Annotated in this window: 21 protein-coding genes; 9 read left to right on the forward strand and 12 right to left on the reverse strand. The window is 67.5% G+C overall.

Annotated elements, in window-relative coordinates:
• Positions 1-11: 11 nt before the first annotated feature.
• The 4 genes from ACFXKN_RS30430 to ACFXKN_RS30445 all read left to right on the forward strand — a co-directional run bounded on the left by ACFXKN_RS30430 (position 12) and on the right by ACFXKN_RS30445 (position 4,995).
• Positions 12-548, forward strand: a complete 537-nt coding sequence (locus tag ACFXKN_RS30430) for a hypothetical protein (RefSeq protein ID WP_378973600.1) — start codon at positions 12-14, stop codon at positions 546-548.
• 55 nt (positions 549-603) lie between these two features.
• On the forward strand, positions 604-2,649 hold the full coding sequence (locus tag ACFXKN_RS30435; RefSeq protein WP_378973596.1) for an ATP-dependent DNA helicase: 2,046 nt from the start codon (positions 604-606) through the stop codon (positions 2,647-2,649).
• Between the two features lie 95 nt (positions 2,650-2,744).
• A complete protein-coding gene (locus ACFXKN_RS30440) occupies positions 2,745-3,449 on the forward strand; it encodes a hypothetical protein (protein WP_378973591.1) in 705 nt (234 codons plus the stop codon).
• Positions 3,450-3,693: 244 nt separating this feature from the next.
• Positions 3,694-4,995, forward strand: a complete 1,302-nt coding sequence (locus ACFXKN_RS30445) for a glycosyltransferase 87 family protein (protein ID WP_378973588.1) — start codon at positions 3,694-3,696, stop codon at positions 4,993-4,995.
• 1 nt (position 4,996) lies between these two features.
• Here the strand turns inward: ACFXKN_RS30445 and ACFXKN_RS30450 are convergent, their stop codons facing one another.
• From ACFXKN_RS30450 to glgP, 5 genes are all read right to left on the reverse strand, one after another.
• Positions 4,997-5,806, reverse strand: coding sequence for a hypothetical protein (locus tag ACFXKN_RS30450; protein ID WP_378973582.1), 810 nt, complete (start codon positions 5,804-5,806; stop codon positions 4,997-4,999).
• Between the two features lie 207 nt (positions 5,807-6,013).
• The gene (locus ACFXKN_RS30455; protein WP_378973577.1) at positions 6,014-6,565 is read right to left on the reverse strand and encodes a DoxX family protein; all 552 of its coding nucleotides are present in this window, start codon (positions 6,563-6,565) and stop codon (positions 6,014-6,016) included.
• Between the two features lie 184 nt (positions 6,566-6,749).
• Positions 6,750-7,163: a hypothetical protein gene (locus tag ACFXKN_RS30460; protein WP_378973573.1), complete on the reverse strand. Its 414-nt coding sequence runs from the start codon at positions 7,161-7,163 to the stop codon at positions 6,750-6,752.
• Between the two features lie 64 nt (positions 7,164-7,227).
• Positions 7,228-8,589: an NCS2 family permease gene (locus tag ACFXKN_RS30465; RefSeq protein ID WP_378973570.1), complete on the reverse strand. Its 1,362-nt coding sequence runs from the start codon at positions 8,587-8,589 to the stop codon at positions 7,228-7,230.
• Positions 8,590-8,672: 83 nt separating this feature from the next.
• Positions 8,673-11,243 carry an alpha-glucan family phosphorylase gene (gene glgP / locus ACFXKN_RS30470; protein WP_378973565.1) on the reverse strand — a complete coding sequence of 857 codons (2,571 nt, stop codon included), beginning with the start codon at positions 11,241-11,243 and terminating at the stop codon, positions 8,673-8,675.
• Positions 11,244-11,328: 85 nt separating this feature from the next.
• On the opposite strand from glgP, the gene ACFXKN_RS30475 reads away from it, so the two are divergent.
• From ACFXKN_RS30475 to glgB, 3 genes are all read left to right on the forward strand, one after another.
• Positions 11,329-11,973: a LysE family translocator gene (locus ACFXKN_RS30475; protein ID WP_378973560.1), complete on the forward strand. Its 645-nt coding sequence runs from the start codon at positions 11,329-11,331 to the stop codon at positions 11,971-11,973.
• A gap of 65 nt (positions 11,974-12,038) precedes the next feature.
• On the forward strand, positions 12,039-14,039 hold the full coding sequence (locus tag ACFXKN_RS30480) for a maltotransferase domain-containing protein (protein WP_378973554.1): 2,001 nt from the start codon (positions 12,039-12,041) through the stop codon (positions 14,037-14,039).
• Entirely contained in the window at positions 14,039-16,195 is a 2,157-nt protein-coding gene (glgB, locus tag ACFXKN_RS30485; RefSeq protein WP_378973546.1) for a 1,4-alpha-glucan branching protein GlgB, read from the forward strand. The genes ACFXKN_RS30480 and glgB overlap by 1 nt, the downstream gene beginning before the upstream one ends.
• A 38-nt stretch (positions 16,196-16,233) precedes the next feature.
• Here the strand turns inward: glgB and ACFXKN_RS30490 are convergent, their stop codons facing one another.
• The 5 genes from ACFXKN_RS30490 to ACFXKN_RS30510 all read right to left on the reverse strand — a co-directional run bounded on the left by ACFXKN_RS30490 (position 16,234) and on the right by ACFXKN_RS30510 (position 20,428).
• Positions 16,234-16,626 (reverse strand): nitroreductase/quinone reductase family protein, encoded by a 393-nt coding sequence (locus ACFXKN_RS30490; RefSeq protein WP_378973538.1) that lies wholly within the window; start codon positions 16,624-16,626, stop codon positions 16,234-16,236.
• Positions 16,627-16,653: 27 nt separating this feature from the next.
• Positions 16,654-17,739 (reverse strand): class I SAM-dependent methyltransferase, encoded by a 1,086-nt coding sequence (locus tag ACFXKN_RS30495; protein ID WP_378973527.1) that lies wholly within the window; start codon positions 17,737-17,739, stop codon positions 16,654-16,656.
• A 99-nt stretch (positions 17,740-17,838) separates the two neighbouring features.
• Complete coding sequence (locus ACFXKN_RS30500) at positions 17,839-18,708, reverse strand: tetratricopeptide repeat protein (protein ID WP_378973814.1); 870 nt, start codon at positions 18,706-18,708, stop codon at positions 17,839-17,841.
• A gap of 61 nt (positions 18,709-18,769) precedes the next feature.
• Positions 18,770-19,138: a DUF3817 domain-containing protein gene (locus ACFXKN_RS30505; RefSeq protein ID WP_378973521.1), complete on the reverse strand. Its 369-nt coding sequence runs from the start codon at positions 19,136-19,138 to the stop codon at positions 18,770-18,772.
• Between the two features lie 105 nt (positions 19,139-19,243).
• Positions 19,244-20,428, reverse strand: a complete 1,185-nt coding sequence (locus ACFXKN_RS30510; RefSeq protein WP_378973515.1) for an acetyl-CoA C-acetyltransferase — start codon at positions 20,426-20,428, stop codon at positions 19,244-19,246.
• 196 nt (positions 20,429-20,624) lie between these two features.
• Between ACFXKN_RS30510 and mce the strand changes: the two genes are divergently transcribed.
• Positions 20,625-21,086 carry a methylmalonyl-CoA epimerase gene (gene mce / locus ACFXKN_RS30515; protein WP_378973508.1) on the forward strand — a complete coding sequence of 154 codons (462 nt, stop codon included), beginning with the start codon at positions 20,625-20,627 and terminating at the stop codon, positions 21,084-21,086.
• An 86-nt stretch (positions 21,087-21,172) separates the two neighbouring features.
• On the forward strand, positions 21,173-22,168 hold the full coding sequence (locus ACFXKN_RS30520) for a hypothetical protein (protein ID WP_084473310.1): 996 nt from the start codon (positions 21,173-21,175) through the stop codon (positions 22,166-22,168).
• Between the two features lie 100 nt (positions 22,169-22,268).
• Here ACFXKN_RS30520 and ACFXKN_RS30525 read toward each other — a convergent pair whose 3' ends face one another.
• Together ACFXKN_RS30525 and nucS are read right to left on the reverse strand one after the other, a co-directional pair.
• Positions 22,269-22,559: an ATP/GTP-binding protein gene (locus tag ACFXKN_RS30525; protein ID WP_378921592.1), complete on the reverse strand. Its 291-nt coding sequence runs from the start codon at positions 22,557-22,559 to the stop codon at positions 22,269-22,271.
• A gap of 11 nt (positions 22,560-22,570) precedes the next feature.
• Positions 22,571-23,314, reverse strand: a complete 744-nt coding sequence (nucS, locus tag ACFXKN_RS30530; RefSeq protein ID WP_378973498.1) for an endonuclease NucS — start codon at positions 23,312-23,314, stop codon at positions 22,571-22,573.
• Positions 23,315-23,435: the final 121 nt, after the last annotated feature.

Consider the following 23,435-nt stretch of genomic DNA (forward strand, 5'->3'; position numbering starts at 1 on the left):
ATACTTCTCCCATGGATTATCGATTCCCGGCGCACACCCGACCAGCCCTGACGAAGGCACTCGCCGAGACCGACAGCATCCACGACGCCGCCGACACCGTCTTCTGGTCGAACCCCGCCACCGACGATCTCCAGCGCCTCGGCATCGGCGCGTTCGGCAAGCTCCCCCCGGCCTTCTCGAACCTGCTGGCACTGTCGAGCCTGCACACCAGCGTCCTCGAAGCGGGTTTCTCGAGCTACCTGAAATCCCGCCGCAGCGAACTCCCCTGGGCCACAAGAGGTCTCCGCGCAGCAGGCATGCCCCAACTGGCCGCCGCGGCCATCATCGCCGCCCGCGACGCCTCCATGAGCTCCCCCAACGACGACCTAGACCGCTTCTGGGAAGACGAACACCAAACCCTCGCCACCCCCGACCAGATCCGCCGCCCCACCGGCGACCGCGCCGAAGACCCCGACGAGATCTACGACATCAACGAACCGCAAGACTTCGAACAGCGAGTCCTCGACTACGTCCGCGACCACATCAACGACTTCGTCCGCGAGTCCTGACCGGGCTCGCCGCAGCTCGGGCGAACGTGTCCGAGGGTGCGGATAAGCTGCCAGCGTGCCCGAACTTCCTCCCGTCGCCGACCTGCTCGTCACCGCCGTGCATGCCCTCGGCGGGAAGGAACGCACCGGGCAGACCACCATGGCCACCGCCGTCGACCACGCGATCGACACCAAGGAGCACCTGGCGGTCCAGGCGGGCACCGGCACCGGTAAATCGCTGGCCTACCTCATCCCGAGCCTGCGCCACGCGGTACGCACCGGCCGCACCGTGGTGGTCTCCACCGCCACGATCGCGCTGCAACGCCAGCTCGTCGACCGCGATCTGCCGCGGCTGGCGGAGGCGCTCACCACACCACTCGGCCGGGCGCCCAAGTTCGCGATCCTCAAGGGCCGCAACAACTATCTCTGCCTGAACAAGATCAACAGCGTCATCCCGGAGGACACCGGCGGCGAGGCCGAACTGTTCGACGCCTTCGCCATCTCCCGCCTCGGCCGCGAAGTCCAGCGCCTCAACGAATGGGCCTCCGACACCGAAACCGGCGACCGCGACGAACTCGCCCCCGGCGTCACCGACCGCGCTTGGCGCCAGGTGAGCGTCGGCTCGCGCGAATGCCTCGGCAAGTCGCGCTGCCAGTTCGGCCAGGACTGCTTCGCCGAGAAGGCGCGCGCGGAATCGGCCCAGTCCGACGTGGTGGTGACCAACCACGCGCTGCTGGCCATCGACGCCATCAGCGGCATCCAGATCCTGCCCGAACACGACGTGGTGGTGATCGACGAAGCGCACGAACTGGTCGACCGCGTCACCGGCGTCGCCACCGCCGAATTGGCCGCGACCGCGATCAGCGCCGCCGCCCGCCGCTGCACCAAACTGATCGACGAACGCGAGGTCGACCGGCTCGAAGGCGCCGCGGAAGCTTTCCACCAGGCTCTCGAGGACCTGCCGCCAGGCCGCTGGGATCAACTGCCCGACGGCATCGCACCCGTGCTCGCCCTGGTCCGCGATGCTGCCTGGAACGCGCGCACCGCCATCGCTCCGACCGGCAGCGTCAAAACCCAGGACGACCCCGACAACGCCGCCGCCCGCACCATGGCCGTGGCCGCCATCGACGACGTGCACGAGGCCGCGGTCCGCGCGCTCACCGCGTTCGAGGAGGCCGATCCCGCCGCCCGCCGCGATGTCATCTGGTTGTCGGCCGACGAGATGCGCGGCGTCGCCCGCCGCACCTTGCGGATGGCGCCGCTCTCGGTCGGCGGACTGCTGCGCAGCAGGTTGTTCGGCACCGCGACGGTCGTGCTCACCTCGGCCACCCTGCAGATCGGCGGCTCGTTCGACGGGCTCGCGATCACCTGGGGCCTGCCGTCGCAGTCGGGCGGCAAGGTCGATCCGGCCATGGCCAACGGCGCCACCGCACCCGCCGACCTGGAATCGGTGCGCTGGAACGCCCTCGACGTCGGTTCCCCGTTCGACCACGCCAAGTCCGGCATCCTCTACGTGGCCAAACACCTGCCCGCGCCGGGCCGCGACGGGCTCTCACCCGCCTATCTCGACGAGATCGAACAGCTCATCACCGCCGCCGGTGGCCGCACGCTCGGCCTGTTCTCCTCGATGCGCGCCGCCAAGGCCGCCACCGAGGCGCTGCGTGAACGGCTCGACACCCCGGTGCTGTGCCAGGGCGACGATTCGATGGGCGCGCTGGTGCGCAAATTCGCCGACGACCCGGCCACTTCCCTGTTCGGCACCCTCACCCTCTGGCAGGGCGTCGACGTGCCCGGCCCGTCGCTGAGTCTCGTTATCCTGGACCGCATTCCGTTCCCGCGCCCCGACGACCCGCTGCTCACCGCGCGTCAGCGGGCGGTGGAGTCGCGCGGCGGCAACGGTTTCATGACCGTGGCCGCCAATCACGCCGCGCTGCTGCTGGCCCAGGGCACCGGCCGGTTGCTGCGCAGCGTCGACGACCGCGGCGTGGTCGCGATCCTCGATTCCCGGCTGGCCACCGCCCGTTACGGCAGCTACCTGCGCGCATCGCTGCCGCCGTACTGGGAGACCAGCGATCCCGAAGTGGTCGCCAAGGCACTGCGCCGGCTCACCGACACCGCCTGAGCGAAGCCGACATTCGCAAGTCGAGTCTTGCAATCGCGATGACCACACTCGTGAATCCGCGAGCGTGCGAACGCAACTCGTGAGAACGTGTGGTGATGATGCACCACGCCGATGGCGAGGTACTCGGCGAATTTCTGGTCAGTGCACGATCTTTGGCCGAGTACCGCGCGATGTTCCATCTCTCCGACGATGATCTTTCCGGTCGTCGTGTCCTCGATTGTCCCGGTGGCGCAGCGAGTTTCGCGGCCGAGGCGAGCGCGCTGGGCGCGGAAGTCACCGCGATCGATCCCATCTACGCCACTCCACCGACCGAACTGGCCGCTCGCGCGACCCCCGAAACCGAACGGGCGGTGGCCTGGGCGCACTCCCACGCCGATCGCTACCGCTGGGACTGGTACGGCTCCACCACCGAGCACGCCACGATCCGCCGCGGCGCCGCCGTCCGCTTCGCCGACGACGTGCGCGCCGCACCTCACCGCTACCTGGCCGGCTCCTTACCCTCGCTCCCCTGCCCCGACGACGCGTTCGATCTGGCCCTGAGCTCGCACCTGCTGTTCAGCTACGCCGACCGGCTCGACGCCGACTTCCACCTGGCCGCCCTGCTCGAATTGGCCCGCGTCGCCACCACCGAAACCCGCGTCTACCCGCTGCTCGACTACACCGGCGCCCCACTCGACGACCTCATCGACCACCTGCGCGCCGAACTCCACGACAAAGGCATCACCACCGCCCTGCAGAAGACCGGCTATGAGTTCCATCACGGCGCCGACACCATGTTGACGTTGCGTCCGGCCGCCTGATGGGCGCGAACTCAGCGCGCTCCGAGGTTGTTCGCGCTTGGCCGGTGCGACCGAAACGGCGGGCCTGACCGTGCGGGCCCGGCCCGCCGAGAACGGTTCGCCGCCAGCCGTACCCGCTTTCATGTCGTTTTCCTACCGAAGTCGGTCCGCCGCCGAGCGCCGTCGACCCCGCGCGGTAAGTTCTTAGTCGTGCATACGATGCGGGCCGGCCGGTAGTACGGCCGTGGCGGAGAGATCTCGAGGCGTGGCACTTCCACGCACGACCCTGACGCTACTTCTGCTACTCGGCACCGCCGTCTCAGGCGTAACGCTGCTGTTCACCACCATGGATCCGTGGATGGACAGTGGCGGCATTCTCGTCGGCGGTCTCGACGTGCACATCTACCGCGACGGCGGCTGGCGCGTGGTGCACGAACGAGCGCTCTACATCGATCCGACGCACTACGGCTTGCTCTACACCTACACACCGTTCTCGGCCCTGGTGTTCCTGCCGCTGCTGCTGATTCCGTGGGCGCACGTCACCACGACGTGGTTGGTGCTCAACCTGCTGGTGCTGTTCGGGGTTGTGCTGCAAAGCTTCCGGATGCTCGGCTACCGCGTCACCCCCAAACTGGCCGCCGTCAGCGCGCTGCTCACCCTGGCCTGCACGTTCGCCGAACCGGTGCGCACCACGCTCTACTACGGGCAGATCAATCTGGTGCTGATGCTGGTGGTGCTGTGGGACTTCTCCCGCGCCGAGAACAGCACCTTGCGCGGTGTCGGCGTCGGCATCGCCGCGGGCATCAAACTGACCCCGCTGTACTTCATCGCCCAGTACCTCGCCCAACGGCAGTGGCGCGCGGCCGCGACCGGTGCCCTCACCTTCATCGCGTCGATCGGCCTGACCGCGCTGGTACTGCCGAGCGATTCCTATCAGTACTGGACCTCGACGTTCTTCCATTCCGGCCGCATCGCCCCCGACGTCCACCCCGCCAACCAGTCTCTGCGCGGCGCCATCGCCCACCTCACCCACGGCCCCGCGCCGGTGTGGTTGTGGCTGTTGATCGCCGTGCCGATCGCACTGGTCGCGCTGTGGCTGGCCGCGGTCCTGGCCCGCCGCGGCGAACCCCTGCTCTCGGTCACCCTCGGTGGCCTCACCGCCTGCGCCATCTCCCCGTATTCCTGGGGCCACCACTGGGTCTGGTTCGTCCCACTGCTCGTCTACCTGATCCACCGCGCCCAGACCCGCGCTCGCTGGTGGCTCGCCGCGGCCGGTCTTTACGTGGCCGTCGCCGCCTGGACCTACACCTACACCCCCACCTGGGTGAGCGTGGGAACCTTCCTGCTGCCCCCGTGGTGGCCGCTGCCCCAGGTCCTGATGAACATCTACGTGATCATCTACCTGATCACGCTGGCAGGCATCGCCCTGCACATCCGCACGCGCAAACTACCCCCGGCCCCCATCGAGCCGGCCATCGATCTCCCTGCCCCTGAACAACTTTCACCCGAAACCCGGACCGCCGCCGCCCCGCACCCCGACGACGACCGCCCGGCGATGATGAACTGAACTACCCGCAGGACCAATCGAAAACGCCCGACTCCAAGTCGAGTTGGGCATTGCCGCCGCCGAAGTTCATGCCGGAGATCTCTTCGATCTCCAGGTAGTACGGGGTCAGCCCCTCGGGCAGAGCCTGAACGGGGAAGGCGGTGCCGCCGAGGTGGGAGCGACCGAAGAGGGGTTCGGCCCACGTGGTCCAGCCGGAGTCTTCGGTGAGGGGGTCCTGGTACTTGGTGTTCGGCTCGTATTCGACCGGGGGGATGCCGACGTTGGGGTCGGCGGTGCGCTCGGCGAGCCAGACGCCGACGGTGGGGTGGACATCATCCCAGGCATTGCGGCCTTCATCGCTCGCGGCCGGAGATCCGGGCCGGCGAACGTCGGCGGGCGGAGCGACCGGGCCGCCGGCGAATTCCTTCTCGGTGAGCCAGATCAGCGCGAAAGCCCCACCGATCTCGTCGTGCATGATCTGCGATTTCGGATGCGGGCGGGTGGCGACCAGATCGCGCGCAAGGGGGTCCTCCGATGCCGCGTCCGCCTCGACCGCGTCGGTCCCGGCGAACTGCCCCTCCCCTTGGAAGAGCGCGATGGCGGGAAACCCGGGACCGCGGCGCTGGAAATCGGTGGGCAGGCGCAAGGTGAGCGCGTGCATCATCGGCAGGCCGGTGACAGGCCCGCGCGGCCAGGTAGCCGGATCGATGGCAGGCCCTTCACTGCCGATCCACCCGGAACGCACCGGCGCGCCCAGCACCAACAGCTCACCGTCCGGCGTCTCGGCCAATTTGTCCGCCGAGTCTCCGAAACCCAGGTCGTAAGCCTTCATCGCAGCTCTCCTCTTCCATCCGCGGACAATGCGTGGCGCCGCTGAGAACAAGCGCCGCCACGAGGTTAATCGCTGCTACCGACTCCCCGCGCGTGCTCGGTGGAACCACGGGCATACGACCGATGACGAATCGGCTCGGCGTCGAACGAAAGAGGCGGCGCGGCAACCGAATCCCGGTCACCGCGCCGCCTCCCGACAACGATCGGATCAGAGCACAGCCTTGAAGATCAACGTCACCACCGCGGCCACGACGGCGAGCGCGACGGCCCCGCCGCCCCACACCACGCCCTGTCGCTGCCACGGCCGCCCGGCGTCGAGCGAAAATCGACCCGGCCCGGTGAATGCCAACGCGGTCGCGGCCAGCGCGAACAGCAGCGGCGTCGAGAAGCCCATCACCGTCGGATCGGCGGGGAACAGCCCACCGCTCCACAGCGCGTTGATGGCATTGATCATCGTCCCGAGCACGATGGCGGCGGCCAACGGCGTGAACAGCCCGAACACCAGCAACAGCCCACCGACCAACTCGGCGAGCCCGGCCAGTGTGCCGAAGAGTTCGCCGGGGTTGTAGCCCATGGCGGTGAAACCGTCGGCATTGGCGCCCCAGCCGGGTCCGTGCAACCAGCCGAACAGTTTCTGGGCTCCATAGGCGGCCATCAGTCCGCCGAAGCCGACGCGCAATACCAGCAGGCCGATACCTGCGGCGTTGGCCTCGTCGGTGGTGGTGGCGGTAGGAGTGATGCGGGTAGCGGTGTCGGTCATCGTTTCCTCATCTGCGATTCGAAACTTGCCCGCAACCGGACCGTGGTCCGATTGCCTTCCTCGATCACAACCCTGGGTCCGCTGCCACTATTTCACGCCATTCCTGGCAATTCTGTGATCCCAGTCACAAAAAATCGAAAAGGGCCGCCCCAGCGGGACGGCCCTGATCAAAAAACTCCTCAGATCACCACGCCATGGTGGCGTAGCTGACCAGGGTCTGCTCGGACTCCTGCGACAGCTTCCAGGTGCCGTCGATGTCCTTCCAGGTCACCGGGATCGGGAAGGCGTAGTCGCCGAGGCGGCTGTTCAGGGTGGCCGAGAGGGTGTCGCCGTCGACAGTGACCGGGCCGGAGACATCCCAGCTGTAGCCGGGGATGCGGTTCACGGTGTCGCGCACGACCGAGAGGCCGCCGGCATTGCCCGACTCGAGCTCGGCTGCCGAGCCGTTCATGGCCGCCTGCAGCTTGCCGTACAGCTGACCAGCCGAGGGCGTGGCCGGCGCGGCGATCGCGGCGGGGGCGGTGGCGACAACAGCAGCGGTGACCGGCGCGAAGATGGTGGCAAACGCCATCGACGCGGCAACGAGCGAGCGCTTCATAAGTGGATCTCCTTCAAGCTTGGCTAGGCTAGCCTAAGTATAGACACAGCTATGGCTCGAAGGCCTACTCGACCAAGAAGATGAAGTACGCGAGGAACAGCACCATCAGCGCCCACATAGCCGGGTGCACGTCCTTGATGCGTCCCTTGGCCACCATCACGATCGGGTAGAAGATCATGCCCATCGCCAGCCCGTTGGCGATGGAATACGTCAGCGGCATCATGATGACGGTGATGAACGCGGGCACCGAGTACTCGAGATTCTGCCAGTCGATATCACCGAGCGAACGCGCCATCAGGATGCCGACCACGATCAGCGCGGCCGAGGTGATCTCGGCCGATGCCGCGACCACCGAGAAGATCGGATAGCAGAACATCGCGATCAGGAACCAGCCCGCCGTGGTCACCGCGGTGAGTCCCGTTCGGCCACCCGCCGACACACCCGCCGTCGATTCGACATAGGCGGTGGTGGTGGAGGTACCGATGATCGCGCCCGCGGTGGTACCGACCGAGTCCGCCGCCAGCGCGCTCGCCGCGCGGGGCAGGGTGCCGTCCTTGTTCAGCAGACCGGCCTGGTTGGCGACGCCGATCAGAGTGCCCGAGGCATCGAAGAAGTCGACGAACAGCATGGTGAGGACGACCACGATCATCTGCCCGGTGAAGGCATCCGGCAGGTGGATGATCGCCTGGCCGAAGGTCTGATCCAGGCCCTTCGGCATCTCGGCGATGCCGTCCGGCACACCGACCAGACCGGTCACCATGCCCAGGATCGTGGTCGCGACGATGCCGTAGAGCACCGCACCGTGCCAGCCGATCACCAGGAAGATCACGGTCACGATCAGGCCGAACATGGCAAGCAGGGTGGTGCCCTTGGTGAAATCGCCGAGCGCCACCAGCGTCGCGTCACTGTTGACGACGATGCCCGCGTTCTTCAAACCGAGGAACGCCACGAACAAACCGATACCCGCGCCGACCGCGAATTTCATCTGCAACGGAATCGCGTTGAGGATCCGTTCCCGGACCTTTGTGACCGCCAAGATGAAGAAGATGATGCCCGACAGCAAGGTGCCCGACAGCGCCACCTGCCACGGGATGCCCATGCTGAGCACCACCGTGTAAGCGAAGAACGCGTTGAGACCCATGCCCGGCGCGAGCGCGATCGGGTACTTCGCCCAGATGCCCATGACGAGCGTGCCGAAGACCGCGGCGACGGCAGTGGCCGTGAAGACCGCCTGCATCGGGATGCCCTTGTCGCCGAGGGCACCCTCGTCACCGAGGATCGACGGGTTCACCGCCAGCACATACGACATCGCCAGGAACGTGACCGTGCCCGCCATCGCCTCGCGCTTGAAGGTGGACCCGCTCGACGAGACACCGAAGTATCCGTCGATGCGCCCTCGGACGCGGGTTACGACATCGGTGGCCATGACTCTCCTCTATGTTCGACCCCGGAACGGTAGCGGAAAGTTCACTGAATCGAACAACCCGGCACTGGTGTCACCGTGTACGGTTACGCGCCCGCGACAGCCACCAAGCCCAGTTCGGCGGCGGAGGCGAACGACCCGTGGTGCGCAAGCACCCGCACCGTGTACCCGACCGCGCCCGACAGCGGAACCGGAGCCTGGATCGAATACAGCTCGCTGCCGTCGTCGGTGCCGGTGTGGCGCATCTCGATGGTGGTCGTGTCGGAGAGGTCGTCGGTCGGCGAGACCCGGCCGAGCACCGCCTGCACCACCACATCCGACGGCGCGAGCCCGCCGAGGTCGATGCGCGCGTGCAGGGACAGTTCCGCGCCGATCACCGGGGTGTCGGGCAGGCCCGAGCTGTCCACCTGTGCGATCCGTACCGACGACCACGCGGCGTCGACGCGCTTGCGGTACTCGGCGACCTCAACGGCACCCGCGAACTTGTCGGCGGCGGCGCGGCCGAACGCGGCGGCCGCGGGTCCGTAGTACTGCTCGGCGTAGTCGCGCACCATCCGCGATGCCAGGACCTTCGGGCTGGTGGTCTGCAAGGTGTGGCGCACCATTTCGGTCCAGCGAACCGGCACACCGCTGCCGTCACGGTCGTAGAAGCGCGGTGCGACAGTGCGTTCGACGAGTTCGTAGAGTGCCGAGGCCTCGAGGTCGTCGCGGCGGGCCTCGTCGCGGATACCGTCGGCGGTGGGGATGGCCCAGCCGTTCTCGCCGTCGTACATCTCGTCCCACCAGCCATCGCGGATGGACAGATTGAGACCGCCGTTGAGCGCGGACTTCATTCCCGAGGTGCCGCAGGCTTCGAGCGGACGCAGCGGATTGTTCAGCCACACATCGCAACCCCAGTACAGGTAGCGGGCCATCGACATGTCGTAGTCGGGCAGGAACACGATGCGCTTGCGCACCTCGGGGTCGTCGGCGAACCGCACGACCTGCTGGATCAACGCCTTGCCGCCGTCGTCGGCGGGGTGGCTCTTGCCCGCGACCACCAGTTGCACCGGACGTTGCGGGTCTAGCAGCAGCGCGCGCAGACGTTGCGGGTCGCGCAGCATGAGGGTGAGCCGCTTGTAGGTGGGTACGCGGCGGGCGAAACCGATGGTGAGCACGTTCGGATCGAAGACATCGTCGATCCAGCCGAGTTCGGCGTCGGCGGCGCCGCGCTGTCGCCATGACTCGCGCAACCTGCGCCGTACTTCATCGATCAGTACTCCGCGCAACGTGTTTCGCGTCGACCACAGCTGACCGAGGTCGACATCGCTGAGCTTCTCCCAGCCCCGCGCCTCCTCGACCAGTTCGGGGCCGACGAGTTCGCGTGCCTTGTCGATCCACTCGCGCGCGGCCCAGGTCGGGGCGTGCACACCATTGGTGACCGAGCCGATCGGCACCTCGGCCGCGTCGAATCCCGGCCACAGCGCCGCGAACATCTCCCGGCTGACTTCACCGTGCAGTTTCGATACGCCGTTGGCGCGCTGAGCCATTCGCAGACCCATGTGCGCCATATTGAACACCGAGGGATCGCCCTCCCGACCGAACGCGAGGATCCGGTCGACGGAAAGCCCTGGCAGCAAAGCGGATTCGGACTCACCATGTGAACCACCGAAGTACCTGCGTACCAATGGCATCGGGAAACGGTCGATGCCCGCGGGAACCGGGGTGTGCGTGGTGAAGACGGTGCCCGCTCGCACCGCGGCGAGCGCGGTCTCGAAATCCAGTCCACCCGCGATGAATTCACGCATGCGCTCGACGCCGAGGAAACCCGCGTGCCCCTCGTTCATATGAAAGACATCGGGATCCGGGAGGCCGTTGGCACGGGTGTAGGCGCGCACCGCGCGAACGCCACCGATACCCGCCAGGATCTCCTGTTTGATGCGGTGGTCCTGGTCGCCGCCGTAGAGCCGGTCGGTGACGGCGCGCAGTTCGGGATCGTTCTCGGCGATATCGGAATCGAGCAGCAGCAGCGGAATTCGGCCCACCTGCGCGATCCACACCCTGGCTCGCAGCACCCGGCCCTCCGCCATGCCGACGTGGATGAGCACCGGCGAGCCGTCGCTGGTGAGCAGCCGCAGCGGCAGGCCCTGCGGGTCCAGCGCCGGGTAGTGCTCCATCTGCCAGCCGTCGGCCGACAGCGACTGCCGGAAGTACCCCGAGCGATAGAGCAGCCCGACGCCGATCAGCGGCAAACCCAGATCCGACGCGGCCTTGAGATGGTCACCGGCGAGAATGCCGAGACCGCCGGAGTAGTTCGGCAGCACCTCGGTGACACCGAACTCCATCGAGAAGTAGGCGATCCCCGCGATGTCGGTGCCGGTCTGCTCCTGGAACCAGCGCGGCCTGGTCAGATAGTCCCGCAAGCCCGCGGCGGCCGCGTCGACCCGCGCGGTGTACCCGGGATCGGCGGCGAGCGCGTCGAGCCGCTCGGCGGGTACCTCGCCCAGCATCCGCACCGGGTCCTGGCCGACGGTTCGCCACAGCTGCGGGTCGAGTTCGGCGAACAGATCCTGCGTCGGGCCGTGCCACGACCACCGCAGGTTCGTCGACAACTCACCCAGCGCGGCGAGCCGCTCCGGCAAATGGGCACGGACAGTGAACCGACGGAGTGCCTTCACCCCGGAAGAATAAACGATCGCGCCCGCGCAGGGGGCCTACGAAATCCGTTCGCCACCCGCCGACACTCCGTGCCACCATGCACTGATGCCGCACTGGGTCGATGTCCTCCCCGAATTCCTGGTCGCCGCCATGATCTTGGCCGCGCTTCCCGGGCCCGCGACGGCGCTGTTCCTCCAGCGCTCGGTGCGCGACGGGCGAACCGCTGGTCTGGCCGCTGTGGTGGGCAACGAGATCGGGATTCTCGGCTGGACGCTCGCGGGCGGCACCGGGCTGTCGATTCTGCTGGCGGCCAATCGCTGGCTCAACACCACCATGCACGTCGTCGGCGCCGTCGTGCTGATCTGGCTCGGCGTCCAGTCCTGGCGCCACGCCCGCGGCCGCCACGACGACTTCGGCGCCGCACTCACCGCGAAACTCCCCGGCGGCAACACCCCCGCCGCCGCCTTCCGCGCCTCGCTGATCTCGATCGCCGCCAACCCGAAGGCCGCCGTCTTCGGCATGACGATCCTGCCACAGTTCCTCCCGGACGAAGGCCCCGTCCTGCCCACCTTGCTCATCCTCGCCACCATCCAGGTCATCGTCGACGGCGCCTGGTGCGTGGGCGTGGTCCTGGCCGCCGACCGAGCGGGCGCCTGGCTCCGCCGCGCGACAATCCGCCAACGGATGGAAAGAACCCTCGCCGCGATCCTGGTTGCCCTCGGTCTGGGCCTGGCAGCCGATACCCGCTGAACCCAGCCACACCACACCCCGCCCACCAACGCTCCCACCCAGCGAAAATGCAGTAAGTTAGCCGAGTGACCGGCCGGATTGCCATCGATGACATCGCCCCGTCCATCCCCGGCGGCCGCCCGGCCAAAGCCGCAGTCGGCGAGGTGTTTCCCGTCCGCGCCGTCGTCTGGCGCGAAGGTCACGACGCGGTAGCCGCCACCCTGGCCGTCCGAGCCCCCGGCTCGTCCCGGATCACCCGTATCCGCATGTCCCCCGACTACCAACCCGACGTCTTCAACGCCCTGTTCACCCCCAACACCCCGGGCGTGTGGACCTACCGCATCGAAGGCTGGAGCGACCCCGTCGCCACCTGGCGCTCGGCCGTCGAAGCGAAATTGTCCGTCGGCCAGACCGCCGCCGACCTGGCCAACGATCTGGAAACCGGCGCCATCCTCTTCGAACGCGCCGCCCAAGCCGTCCCGAAGAAGCAGTTCGAACGCCTACGCGCCGCCGCCACCGCCCTGCGCGGCGACGAACAACTCCCGGCCAGGGTCGCCCCCGCGTTCTCCGAGGAGGTCGCCGAGATCCTGCGCGCCACCCCGCTGCGCGAGATGGTCACCCGCGGCACCCAGTTCTCGGTCCTGGTCGAACGCCGCCGCGCCCTGGTCGGGTCCTGGTACGAGTTCTTCCCCCGCTCCACCGGCGGCCGCGACGCCGAAGGCAACCCGGTGCACGGCACCTTCGCCACGGCGGCGCGCGAACTCCCCCGCATCGCGGGCATGGGCTTCGACATCGTCTACCTCCCCCCGATCCACCCGGTCGGCGAGGTCAACCGCAAGGGCCGCAACAACACGCTCACCACCGAGCCCGGCGACGTGGGCTCCCCCTGGGCCATCGGCTCGGCGGACGGCGGACACGATGCTGTGAACCCGCTCCTCGGCACCGAGGCGGACTTCGTCGAATTCGTCTCCGAGGCAACCACTCTCGGCCTCGAGGTCGCCATCGACCTGGCCCTGCAATGCGCCCCGGACCATCCCTGGGTCGCCACCCACCCGGAGTGGTTCACCACCCTCCCCGACGGCACCATCGCCTACGCCGAGAACCCGCCGAAGAAGTACCAGGACATCTACCCGGTCAACTTCGACAACGACCCCGACGGTCTCTACGCCGAGATCCTGCGCGTGGTCCGGCACTGGATCTCCTTGGGCATCACCATCTTCCGTGTGGACAACCCGCACACCAAGCCAGCCGATTTCTGGGAGTGGCTGATCACGGAGCTGCGCCGCACCGACCCCGACGTGATCTTCCTGTCCGAAGCGTTCACCCGCCCGGCCCGCCTCTACGGCCTGGCCCGCCGCGGTTTCAGCCAGTCGTACACGTATTTCACCTGGCGCGTGCACAAGTGGGAACTCACCGAGTTCGGCAACGAGATCGCCGCCAAAGCCGACGAAGCCAGACCGAATCTGTTCGTGAACACCCCCGATATCCTGCACGAAAGCTTGCAGTACGGCGGCCCTGGCATGTTCGCCATCCGCGCCGCCCTGGCGGCCACCCTGTCCCCCACCTGGGGTGTGTACTCCGGTTTCGAACTGTTCGAACACGAGGCGGTCCGCGAGGGCAGCGAGGAATACCTCGACTCGGAGAAGTACGAACTGCGTCCCCGCGATTTCGCCGGCGCCCTCGAACGCGGCGAATCATTGGAACCGTGGCTCACCCGCCTCAACGAGATCCGTCGCAATCACCCCGCGCTGCAACAGTTGCGCTGCATCCACTTCCATCACGTCGACAACGACGCGCTGATCGCCTACTCCAAGATCGACCCGGTCACCGGCGACGCGGTCCTTGTCATCGTGAACCTGAACCCCTATGCCGCTGAGCAGGGCCACATTTCGCTCGACCTCCCCGCGATCGGCCGCGAATGGCACGACCACCCGGTGGTCTTCGACGAGATCAGCGGCGAGGAATACCACTGGGGCCAGCATAATTTCGTTCGCCTCGACCCCGCGCGCGCGGTCGCGCACATCCTGTCGCTGCCAGCAGTTCCCGCCGCCGCCCGCGCACCGCTGGCCTACCGCGAGACACTGTGATGAAGCGCCGCGATCTCCTGCTGCTGGCCGCGGGCACCCATCCCGACCCGCACACGGTCCTCGGGGCACATTCCCATGCCGACGGCACCGCGGTCCGAGTCCTGCGCCCCCACGCCGACACGGTGACGGTGCTCGTCGGCGAGTCCGAACATCGGCTGAAGTCGTTGGGCCACGGCATTTTCGACGCCGTCCTGCCCTATCCGCAGATCGACGACTACCGGGTCCGTGCCGAATACCCGGGCGGCCAGACCGTGATCTCCGCCGATGGCTACCGCTTCCTGCCCACCGTCGGCGAATTCGACCTGCACCTCATCGGCGAAGGCAGGCACACCCGCCTCTGGGAGGTACTCGGCGCCCACCCACGCCATTACACCACTCTCGACGGCGAGGTGGACGGCACCTCCTTCGCGGTGTGGGCACCGAATGCCCGCGGTGTCACCGTCTTCGGCGATTTCGACCACTGGAGCGGCACCTCGGCGCCGATGCGCGCACTGGGCGGTTCCGGGGTGTGGGAGGTGTTCGTGCCCGGCGTCGGACCGGGCACGCGCTACAAGTTCCGGATCCATGGTGCCGACGGTCGCGTCGTGGATCACGCTGATCCCCTTGCCTTTTCGACCGAGGTACCCCCCGCGACCGCGTCGGTGGTCACCCGCGCCGACCACGTCTGGACCGACAGCGACTGGCTCGACCAGCGCGCGAAAACCGACGCGGTCCGCTCCCCCATGAGCGCCTACGAGATCCACCTCGGTTCCTGGCGACCCGGCCTCGGCTACCGCGAACTGGCCCACCAGCTGGCCGATTACCTGCGCGCGACCGGATTCACCCACGTCGAACTGCTGCCGGTCGCCGAGCACCCGTTCGGTGGGTCATGGGGATACCAGGTCACCTCGTATTACGCCCCGACCTCACGTTTCGGCAGCCCCGACGACTTCCGCTACTTCGTCGACCACCTGCACAACGCGGGCATCGGGGTGCTGCTGGACTGGGTCCCCGCGCACTTCCCCCGCGACGAATGGGCACTGGCCCGTTTCGACGGCACCCCGCTCTACGAGCACCCCGACCCGCGTCGTGGCGAGCAACTCGACTGGGGCACCTACGTTTTCGACTTCGGTCGCAATGAGGTCCGCAACTTCCTGGTCGCCAATGCCGCCTTCTGGATCGAGGAGTTCCACCTCGACGGCCTGCGCGTGGACGCCGTCGCCTCGATGCTGTACCTGGACTACTCCCGCCCCGAGGGCGGCTGGGAGCCGAATATCTATGGCGGCCGGGAGAATCTGGAAGCGGTCGAGTTCCTGCAAGAACTCAACGACACCGTGCACGGCGCCCATCCCGGCGTGGTGACCATCGCCGAGGAGTCGACCACCTGGCCCGGCGTCACCCGCGGCACCGACGTCGGCGGCCTCGGTTTCACCATGAAGTGGAACATGGGCTGGATGCACGACACCCTCGGCTACCTGGGCCGCGACCCGATCCACCGCTCCTGGCACCACAACGAGATGACGTTCTCGCTGGTCTACGCGTGGAGCGAGAACTATGTGCTGCCGATCAGCCACGACGAGGTCGTGCACGGCAAGGGCACGCTGTGGACCCGCATGCCCGGCGACGACTTCGCCAAGGCCGGTGGCGTGCGCGCCCTACTCGCCTACATGTGGGCCCACCCCGGCAAGCAACTGCTGTTCATGGGCCAGGAATTCGGTCAGTTCCGCGAATGGGACAACGACCGCGGCCTGGACTGGCACGAGCTGGAAAACCCACTCCACCTGGGCATTTCAACCATGGTCGCCGACCTGAACCGCACCTATACCGCCCACCCCGCCCTCTGGACGCAAGACGCCACCCCCGGTGGCCACTCCTGGATCGAAGCCGACGACAGCACCGCCAACGTCTTCGCCTTTCTCCGCTGGGGCACCGACGGCAGCGCGGTGGCGGCCATCTTCAATTTCTCCGGCTCCACCCGCGAGAACTACCGCATCGGATTGCCCCACCCCGGTTCCTGGCACGAGATCCTCAACACCGACGCCCATGAATACGCGGGCTCCGGCATCGGCAACCTCGGCATCGTCACCGCGGGCAACACTCCCAGCCACGGCCACCCTGCCTCGGCCACCGTCACCATGGCCCCCCACAGCGCCCTCTGGCTGTCCTCGAACCCCTGATTCGCGCACAACCGAGCATCCCTGCGCCGGAGGTGCGCTCAACGCTCCAGGTCGACCCGAATCGTCAGCAGGTCGGTACCGAATGCCCGCACCGCGGTGCTGTTGTAGCGCGGCAACTGCCGCAGCCTGGCCCGCGCATCGTCGTCGGGCAGTAGCACGGCGCTCCCCGGGTACCAGCGTCCGCCGAGGCGCACCCGGACCGAGTTGTCGGCCTTGATGTTGCGCACATACTGCGAACGATCCCCGAACTCGGAGACCAGCCAGAACTCGTCGCCGACGCGCCGACCGCCGATCGGCGTGACCCGTGGCTGCCCACTCACCCGTCCGACCGTCTCGAGCAGCTGCTGACCTGGCAGCCTGCCGAGGATCGGATTCAGCCGCCGCTGCAACGCGGTGACAATCCGATGCTGAATATCATTCTTGGACGCCATATTTCGACCGTAGCACCGCCAACCAGGTCAACCCTTGTGCGCGATGTAGTAGGTGTTGAGCGGGTCGCCGTCCACGTACCGGGTCAGCACATCGGTGAATCCCGCGTCGGCCAGCATCGACAGCGCGCGCTGCTCACCCCAGACCGTGCCGAGCCCATCGCCACCCTGACCGAGCGAAACCGACATGCAGTGCATCGTCGACACGGTGTAGAGGAACGGGCCGAGCGGCAGGTCGATGTTCTCCTCGAGCATGCTCGACGCGTGGATGTCGACCATCAGGAAGACCCCACCCGGCCGCAGCGCTTCCGCGATGTTGGCGAGCACTCGCGCCGGGTGCGCCTGATCGTGAATGGCATCGAAAACGGTGATCAGATCGCAAGATTCGGGCCTATGCAGCTCGGCGACGTCGTGCACAGCGAACTCGACATTGGTCAGGCCCATCGCGGCCGCCTCGGCCGCACCCACCTCGACCGCGTCCTCGGAGAAGTCGTATCCGGTGAACCGGCTGGCGGGAAAGGCCCGCGCCGCCAGATTCACGGCATGCCCACTGCCGCAGCCGATGTCGGCCACATCGATGCCGGCCCGCAGTCGTTCGGGCAAGCCAGGCGCCATCGGCAGGATCACGTCGAGCAGCGCGGCATCGAACACCTCGGCACTCTCCTCCGCCATCAGCGCGTGGAACCGTCCGTAATCCTCGTACGACAGGCCACCGCCGACGCGGAAACGCTCGACGATCTTCGGCTCCACCTCACCGAGCTGGGAGATGAACTGCATGAGGCGGGCCAGGTTATCCGGTCCGGCGGCTCTGGTCAGGCACGCCGCGTGGGCGGGCGGCAGGGTGTAGGTCGAGGTGGCCGGGTCGTAGTCCACGATGGCGGCGGTGGTGACCGCGCCGAGCCATTCGCGCACGTACCGCTCGTCGAGGCCCGCGGCTGCGGCGAGCTGTGGACTGGTCGCGCCGGGACGGGTGGCCATCGTGTCGAACAGGCCCACCTGGTGGCCCATGCTGATCATCAACGCGGTGCTCGCCTGATCGAGCACCCCGATCATCTTCGCCGCGAAGGCTTCCACGTCTGCCTGATCCATCGCGGCCGAGTGGTCGAGTGAAGTCATGAGGTACTCCTCGAGTCAGCTCGCGACGGGCGCCGCGGGTCTATCGAGAAATACGTGGGGACCGCCCCGGCAGTTCAGTCGGGACGGCCGACGATGCGATCAGTACAGGGCGGCGGCGAGCTTGCGCCGGGCGGCGATCACGAAGGGCTCGGCGGGGTCGAACAGCTCGAACAGCTCGAGCAGGCGGGTGCGGGCCGTGGTGCGGTCGTCACCCGCGGTGCGCTTGATGATCGCGATGATCCGCTCGAAGGCCGCCTCGGGGCGCTGCTCGAACATTTCGATGTCGGCGGCGTCGAGTGCGGCGTCCAGATTCGCCGGGTCGGCGTCGGCGGTGGCGACCACGGCCGGGTCGAGCTGCTGGGCCCTGGTCAGGAAGCGCAGCTGACGCAGGGCCGCCTTGGCTTCCTCGTTGCCGGGCTCCTCGGCGATGATCGCCTCGTAGGCCGCCTCGGCGCCGGCGAAGTCACCTTCGGACAGCTTGTCCTCCGCGTCGACGAAGCGCGGGTCGTCCTCGACCTCGGGTTCGGCGGGGGCCGCGTCGGGGTCGCCCTCGAGCTTGCCCGCGGTCGCGTCCATCACCGCGTCCAGCCACTGCCGCACCTGCGGGTCCGGCTGCGCGCCTTCGAAATCGGCCAGCGGCTGCCCGCCCGCCACCGCGATCACCGTCGGAATGCCCTGCACACGCAGCGCCTGGACGATGTTCATATTGGGTTCGGCCTCGATGGCGGCCAGATCCCAGGCACCGCGGTCTTCGACGTTGAACCGTTCCAGCGTGCGAACCAGCTCGACGCTGCCCGCGCTGCGCTGCGAGAACAGCACAACCACCACGGGCACCTGCGTCGAGCGCCGGATCACCTTGGCTTCGAAATCCGCCTCGGTAACCGTGTGGTTCCCCGAGGCCGGAGCAGCGGCACCGCCGGGTGCGGCGGGCGGCTGCTTCAGCGCGGACAGATCCACCGCGCCGGACATGGCGGCGGCAGCGGTGGGGGAAGGACGACGGGCAGCGGGTCGAGTCACGCTTTCCAGTTTGTCATGAAGCTGTCGAGGTGGCAGCCGCGGAGCCCTTGCTCGCCTCGGCGCTCAACTCACCCAGCTGACCGGTGCGCACTGCCCAGACCTCGAAGATCACGGTGAACAGCGGCGGAATGCTCGACGCCAGCGCCAGCAGCGTGGTCTTCCAGTTCCAGTTCAGTTCACGCGAGGCCAGCAGCGCCATGATCACGAACAGCACGAAGATCGCACCGTGCACCGGTCCGAAGATCTTCACGCCGATCTCGTTGCCCTCCGCGGGCAGGTACTTGAACGCCATACCGGTCAGCAGCCCGATCCAGGACAGCGCCTCGAGCACCGCGAAGAACCGAAACCGACTGGCCGTAGACCGCAAATCGAAGAAACCCATGCCACCCATTGTGCAGCATGATCTACGACACCACGTAGTTGGACCGGTCACAACGAAAGCCCTGGTACTCGCGAGGAGTACCAGGGCTTTCGTGACCGAACAGGATCAGGCAGGCACGCGGATGATCAGCGCGTCGCCCTGACCGCCACCACCACACAGCGCGGCAGCACCGACGCCACCACCGCGGCGCTTCAGCTCCAGCGCCAGGTGCAGCAGGATGCGCGCGCCGGACATGCCGAGCGGGTGCCCGATAGCGATGGCGCCACCGTTGACATTGACCTTCTCCGGGTCGAAGCCGAGCTTGCGGGTCGAAGACACACCGACAGCCGCGAACGCCTCGTTGATCTCGATCAGGTCCAGATCGGCGGGCGTGATGCCCTCCTTCGCGCACGCGGCGAGGATGGCGTTGGCAGGCTGGTCCTGCAGGGTCGAATCCGGACCGGCGACCTGGCCCGCGGCGCCGATCTCGGCGATCCACTCCAGCCCGAGCTCTTCGGCCTTGGCCTTGCTCATCACGATCACCGCGGCCGCACCATCGGAGATCTGCGAGGCGGTGCCCGCGGTGACGGTGCCGTCCTTGCGGAAGGCCGGACGCAGCTTGCCGAGCGACTCGACGGTGGTGTCGGCACGAATGCCCTCGTCCTCGGTCACGTAGACCGGGTCACCCTTGCGCTGCGGCACGGCGACCGGCACGACCTCGTCTTCGAACAGCCCGTTCTTCCACGCGGCGGCAGCGCGCTGGTGCGAGGCCGCGGCCAGCGCGTCCTGCTCCTCGCGGCTCACCTTGTCCAGGTCGTTGCGATCCTCGGTGAGCAGGCCCATGGCCTGGTCGGTGATCACGTCGTGCAGGCCGTCGTAGGCCATGTGGTCGACGAGGGTGGTGTCGCCGTACTTGAAACCCTCACGGCTCTTGGGCAGCAGATGCGGGGTCTGGCTCATCGACTCCATGCCACCGGCGACCACGATCTCGTGCTCACCCGCGCGGATCAGCTGATCGGCCAACGCGATCGCGTTGATGCCCGACAGACAGACCTTGTTGATCAGCAGCGACGGCACATCCATCGGGATGCCCGCGGCGATGCCCGCCTGACGCGCGGGCAGCTGCCCCGCACCGGCCTGCAGCACCTGGCCCAGGATCACGTAGTCGACCTGCTCGGGCGCGACGCCGCCCTTCTCGAGCGCGGCCTTGATCGCGACACCGGCCAGATCCGAGGCCTTGAAGCCCTTCAGACCGCCGAGCAGCCGACCGACCGGGGTGCGCGCACCGGACACGATGACAGAAGTGGTCACGAAAGCCTCGCATTCATTGAGTCGAACCTCGCCGGACGCAGGCGGCATCGCCGCACGGGTTCAGGAGTTGACCTCCACGGTAACCGGTATCGGCCCGCGCCCGGCACGCAGGTCGGCGTACCTGCGTCTACGTTGCGGCCGTGCACAACGCGCGGGCGGGCTCCCCACTCGCACAGACAAGCGCTAGCTTCGTGGGGTGACCAATGAGAACTTCATCCCCGCCGACTACGTCATCGCCATCGACCATGTGGGCATCGCCGTGCCCGACCTCGATACCGCGGTGGCCTGGTACACCGACAATCTCGGCATGGTCGAGACCCACCGCGAGGTGAACGAGGCCCAGGGCGTCGTGGAGGCCATGCTGTCGTGCCCCGCCGCCGCCGACCGCGCGACCGCCCTGCAGTTGCTGGCCCCGCTCACCCCCGAGTCGACCATCGCCAAGTTCATCGACCGCAGCGGCCCCGGACTGCAGCAGCTGGCCTACCGGGTCACCGATATCGAGGCGGTTTCGGGCTTCCTGCGCGGGCGCGGCGTGCGTTTGCTGTACGAAGCCCCTCGCCACGGGACGGCCGATTCCCGCATCAATTTCATCCATCCGAAGGATGCTGGCGGTGTGCTGGTCGAGCTCGTGGAGCCGAACCCGGATGTTACGCACTAGTACGCCGGTACTGTCGGTAAATCTCGGCGAGATCACAATCACGGTCGAGTCTCCATAGCCTCGCTCGAGGCTGTATTTTGTGTGCCATGTCGTCACCTGAGTCCGATCGCAATCGCTTCGTTGCACTGCCCTTCACCGTTGTGCGCAAGGGTTATGCGCAAGACGAGGTGCGCAACTACTTCGACCGCTTCGACGCTGAGCTCCGCGTCACCGCCACCGACCGGGATGCTGCCGCCGCGCAGGCCCGCAATCTCGCCAGCCAGCTGGAAGATGCACGTGACGAGATCGACGAGCTCCGCAAGGAGGTCGACCGGCTTTCCGTGCCGCCGACCACCGCCGAAGGCATGTCCGACCGTATCTCGCGCATGCTGCGCCTTGCCTCGGACGAAGCGTCCGAGGTTCGCGCGCTGGCGCAGGCCGAAGCCGCCGAGATGGTGTCGATCGCCGAGCAGCAGGCCACCGAGATGCGTGGCAAGTACGAGTCGCTGCTCGCGGAGACCAAGGAGAAGCGCGAGGCGCTCGAGATCGAGTTCGAGCAGACCCTCGCGAACGCGCGCACCGAGTCCGCCAAGATCATCGAGGCCGCCCAGGCCGATGTGGAACGTCTCGGCAAGGAGGCCGAGGCCAAGCGCAAGGCCACCCAGCAGGACTTCGAGGCCACCATGAACGATCGGCGCACCAAGCTGACCCGTGCCATGGAGGAGCTCGAGGCCACCAGTCGTGCCGAGGCCGCTCAGCGGATCAAGGACGCGACCGACGAGTCGAACCGCCTGATCAGCTCCGCCACCCAGACCTCCGAGCGCAAGATCGCGCACGCGAAGGAACTGGCCGAGGAGATGCGCGTGCTGCGCGGCCGGGTGCTCGCCCAGCTGCTCGGAATCCGCGGTCAGCTCGACTCCGTGCCCGCCATGCTCGCCGCGGTCAACCGCGAGAGCGAACTGCTCGACGGCACTCCCGAGCGCAAGTCGATCAGCAACAACGGCAACAAGTCGGTGTCGAGCTCGCGCCAGAACAAGGCCATCCCGGAGGTCGCCGACGAGGACATCGTCGACGAGGACCGCGAGAGCGCCGACGTTAACTAATCAGTCTGTCGGACTCGTCACGACATTCACCTGGAAAACCGAAGGCCGCCTCGAATCATCGAGGCGGCCTTCGGTTTTCGTTCTCTGAGAGCCAGGCGCGTCAGGACCAGCGGCGGGTGATGCCGCGGGTGCGTCTGCCGTTCCAGCAACCCTGATGCCAGTGCCTTCGGTCATCCTCGCCGCCCTCGGCGGCCCAGGCGACGATATGGGCGACCCCGACCGCGATCTCGTGGTCGCAGCCGGGACACCGATAGGTCTTCACCGCGCGGGCACCGGGAACGGTTCGCACGATATAGGTTTCGTCACCGGGACCGTCCTCGGTGCGGCCGTAGACGTCGCCGATCGGCGCGGGCCCCGTAGGACGTCCGGTGCGTGGTTTACGTCGCGGCATCCCACTTCCTCCTAGAACAGGCGGAAAACGTTGCTCTCCGTGCCACGCAGCTCGTCGTAATCGAGCGTGAGGCAGCGGATTCCACGGTACTCGGCCAGCGTCTTCGCCTGCGGCTTGATCTGCTGCGCCGCGAACACCCCGGCCACCGGCGCCAGCAACGGGTCGCGGTTGAGCAGTTCGAGGTAGCGGGTGAGCTGCTCGACACCGTCGATGTCACCACGGCGCTTGATCTCCACGGCCACGGTGGCGCCGTCGGCATCGCGGCACAGCAGGTCCACCGGGCCGATCGCGGTCATGTACTCGCGTCGCACCAGGGTGTACCCCTCCCCGAGCTTCGTCACGTGTTCGGCGAGCAGCTCCTGCAGATGCGCTTCGACGCCGTCCTTCACCAGACCGGGGTCGACACCGAGTTCGTGCGAGGAATCGTGCTCGATCTCCTCGATGGTGATCCGCAATTCCTCGCCGGCCTTGTTGGTCACCACCCACAGCGCCTTCGCGATCACCGGCTCCGGCGTCTGCCCCTCCCGCAGTGGTGTGACACCGTCGGGCAACTCGGCGACCATCGCGTCCGGGACGTCCTGTTCCACCAGCCAGCACGGCGGACTCATCCAGTTCAGCGGCTTGTAGGAGCCGCCGTCGGAGTGCACGAGCACCGACCCGTCGGCCTTGATCAGCAACAGCCGGCGAGCCATCGGGAGGTGGGCGGTCAGTCGACCGACATAGTCGACCTGGCAACGAGCAATGACGAGGCGCACCCAAAGCACTGTAGGCGACGGTCCTCGGAACGCAAAAAGGCCCCCAACCAATGGTTGAGGGCCTTTCGCAATGATGTTCCGGCAGTGTCCTACTCTCCCACACCCTGTCGAGTGCAGTACC

The sequence above is a fragment of the Nocardia sp. NPDC059195 genome (genome assembly GCF_042754695.1).
In the GTDB taxonomy this organism is placed as follows: domain Bacteria; phylum Actinomycetota; class Actinomycetes; order Mycobacteriales; family Mycobacteriaceae; genus Nocardia.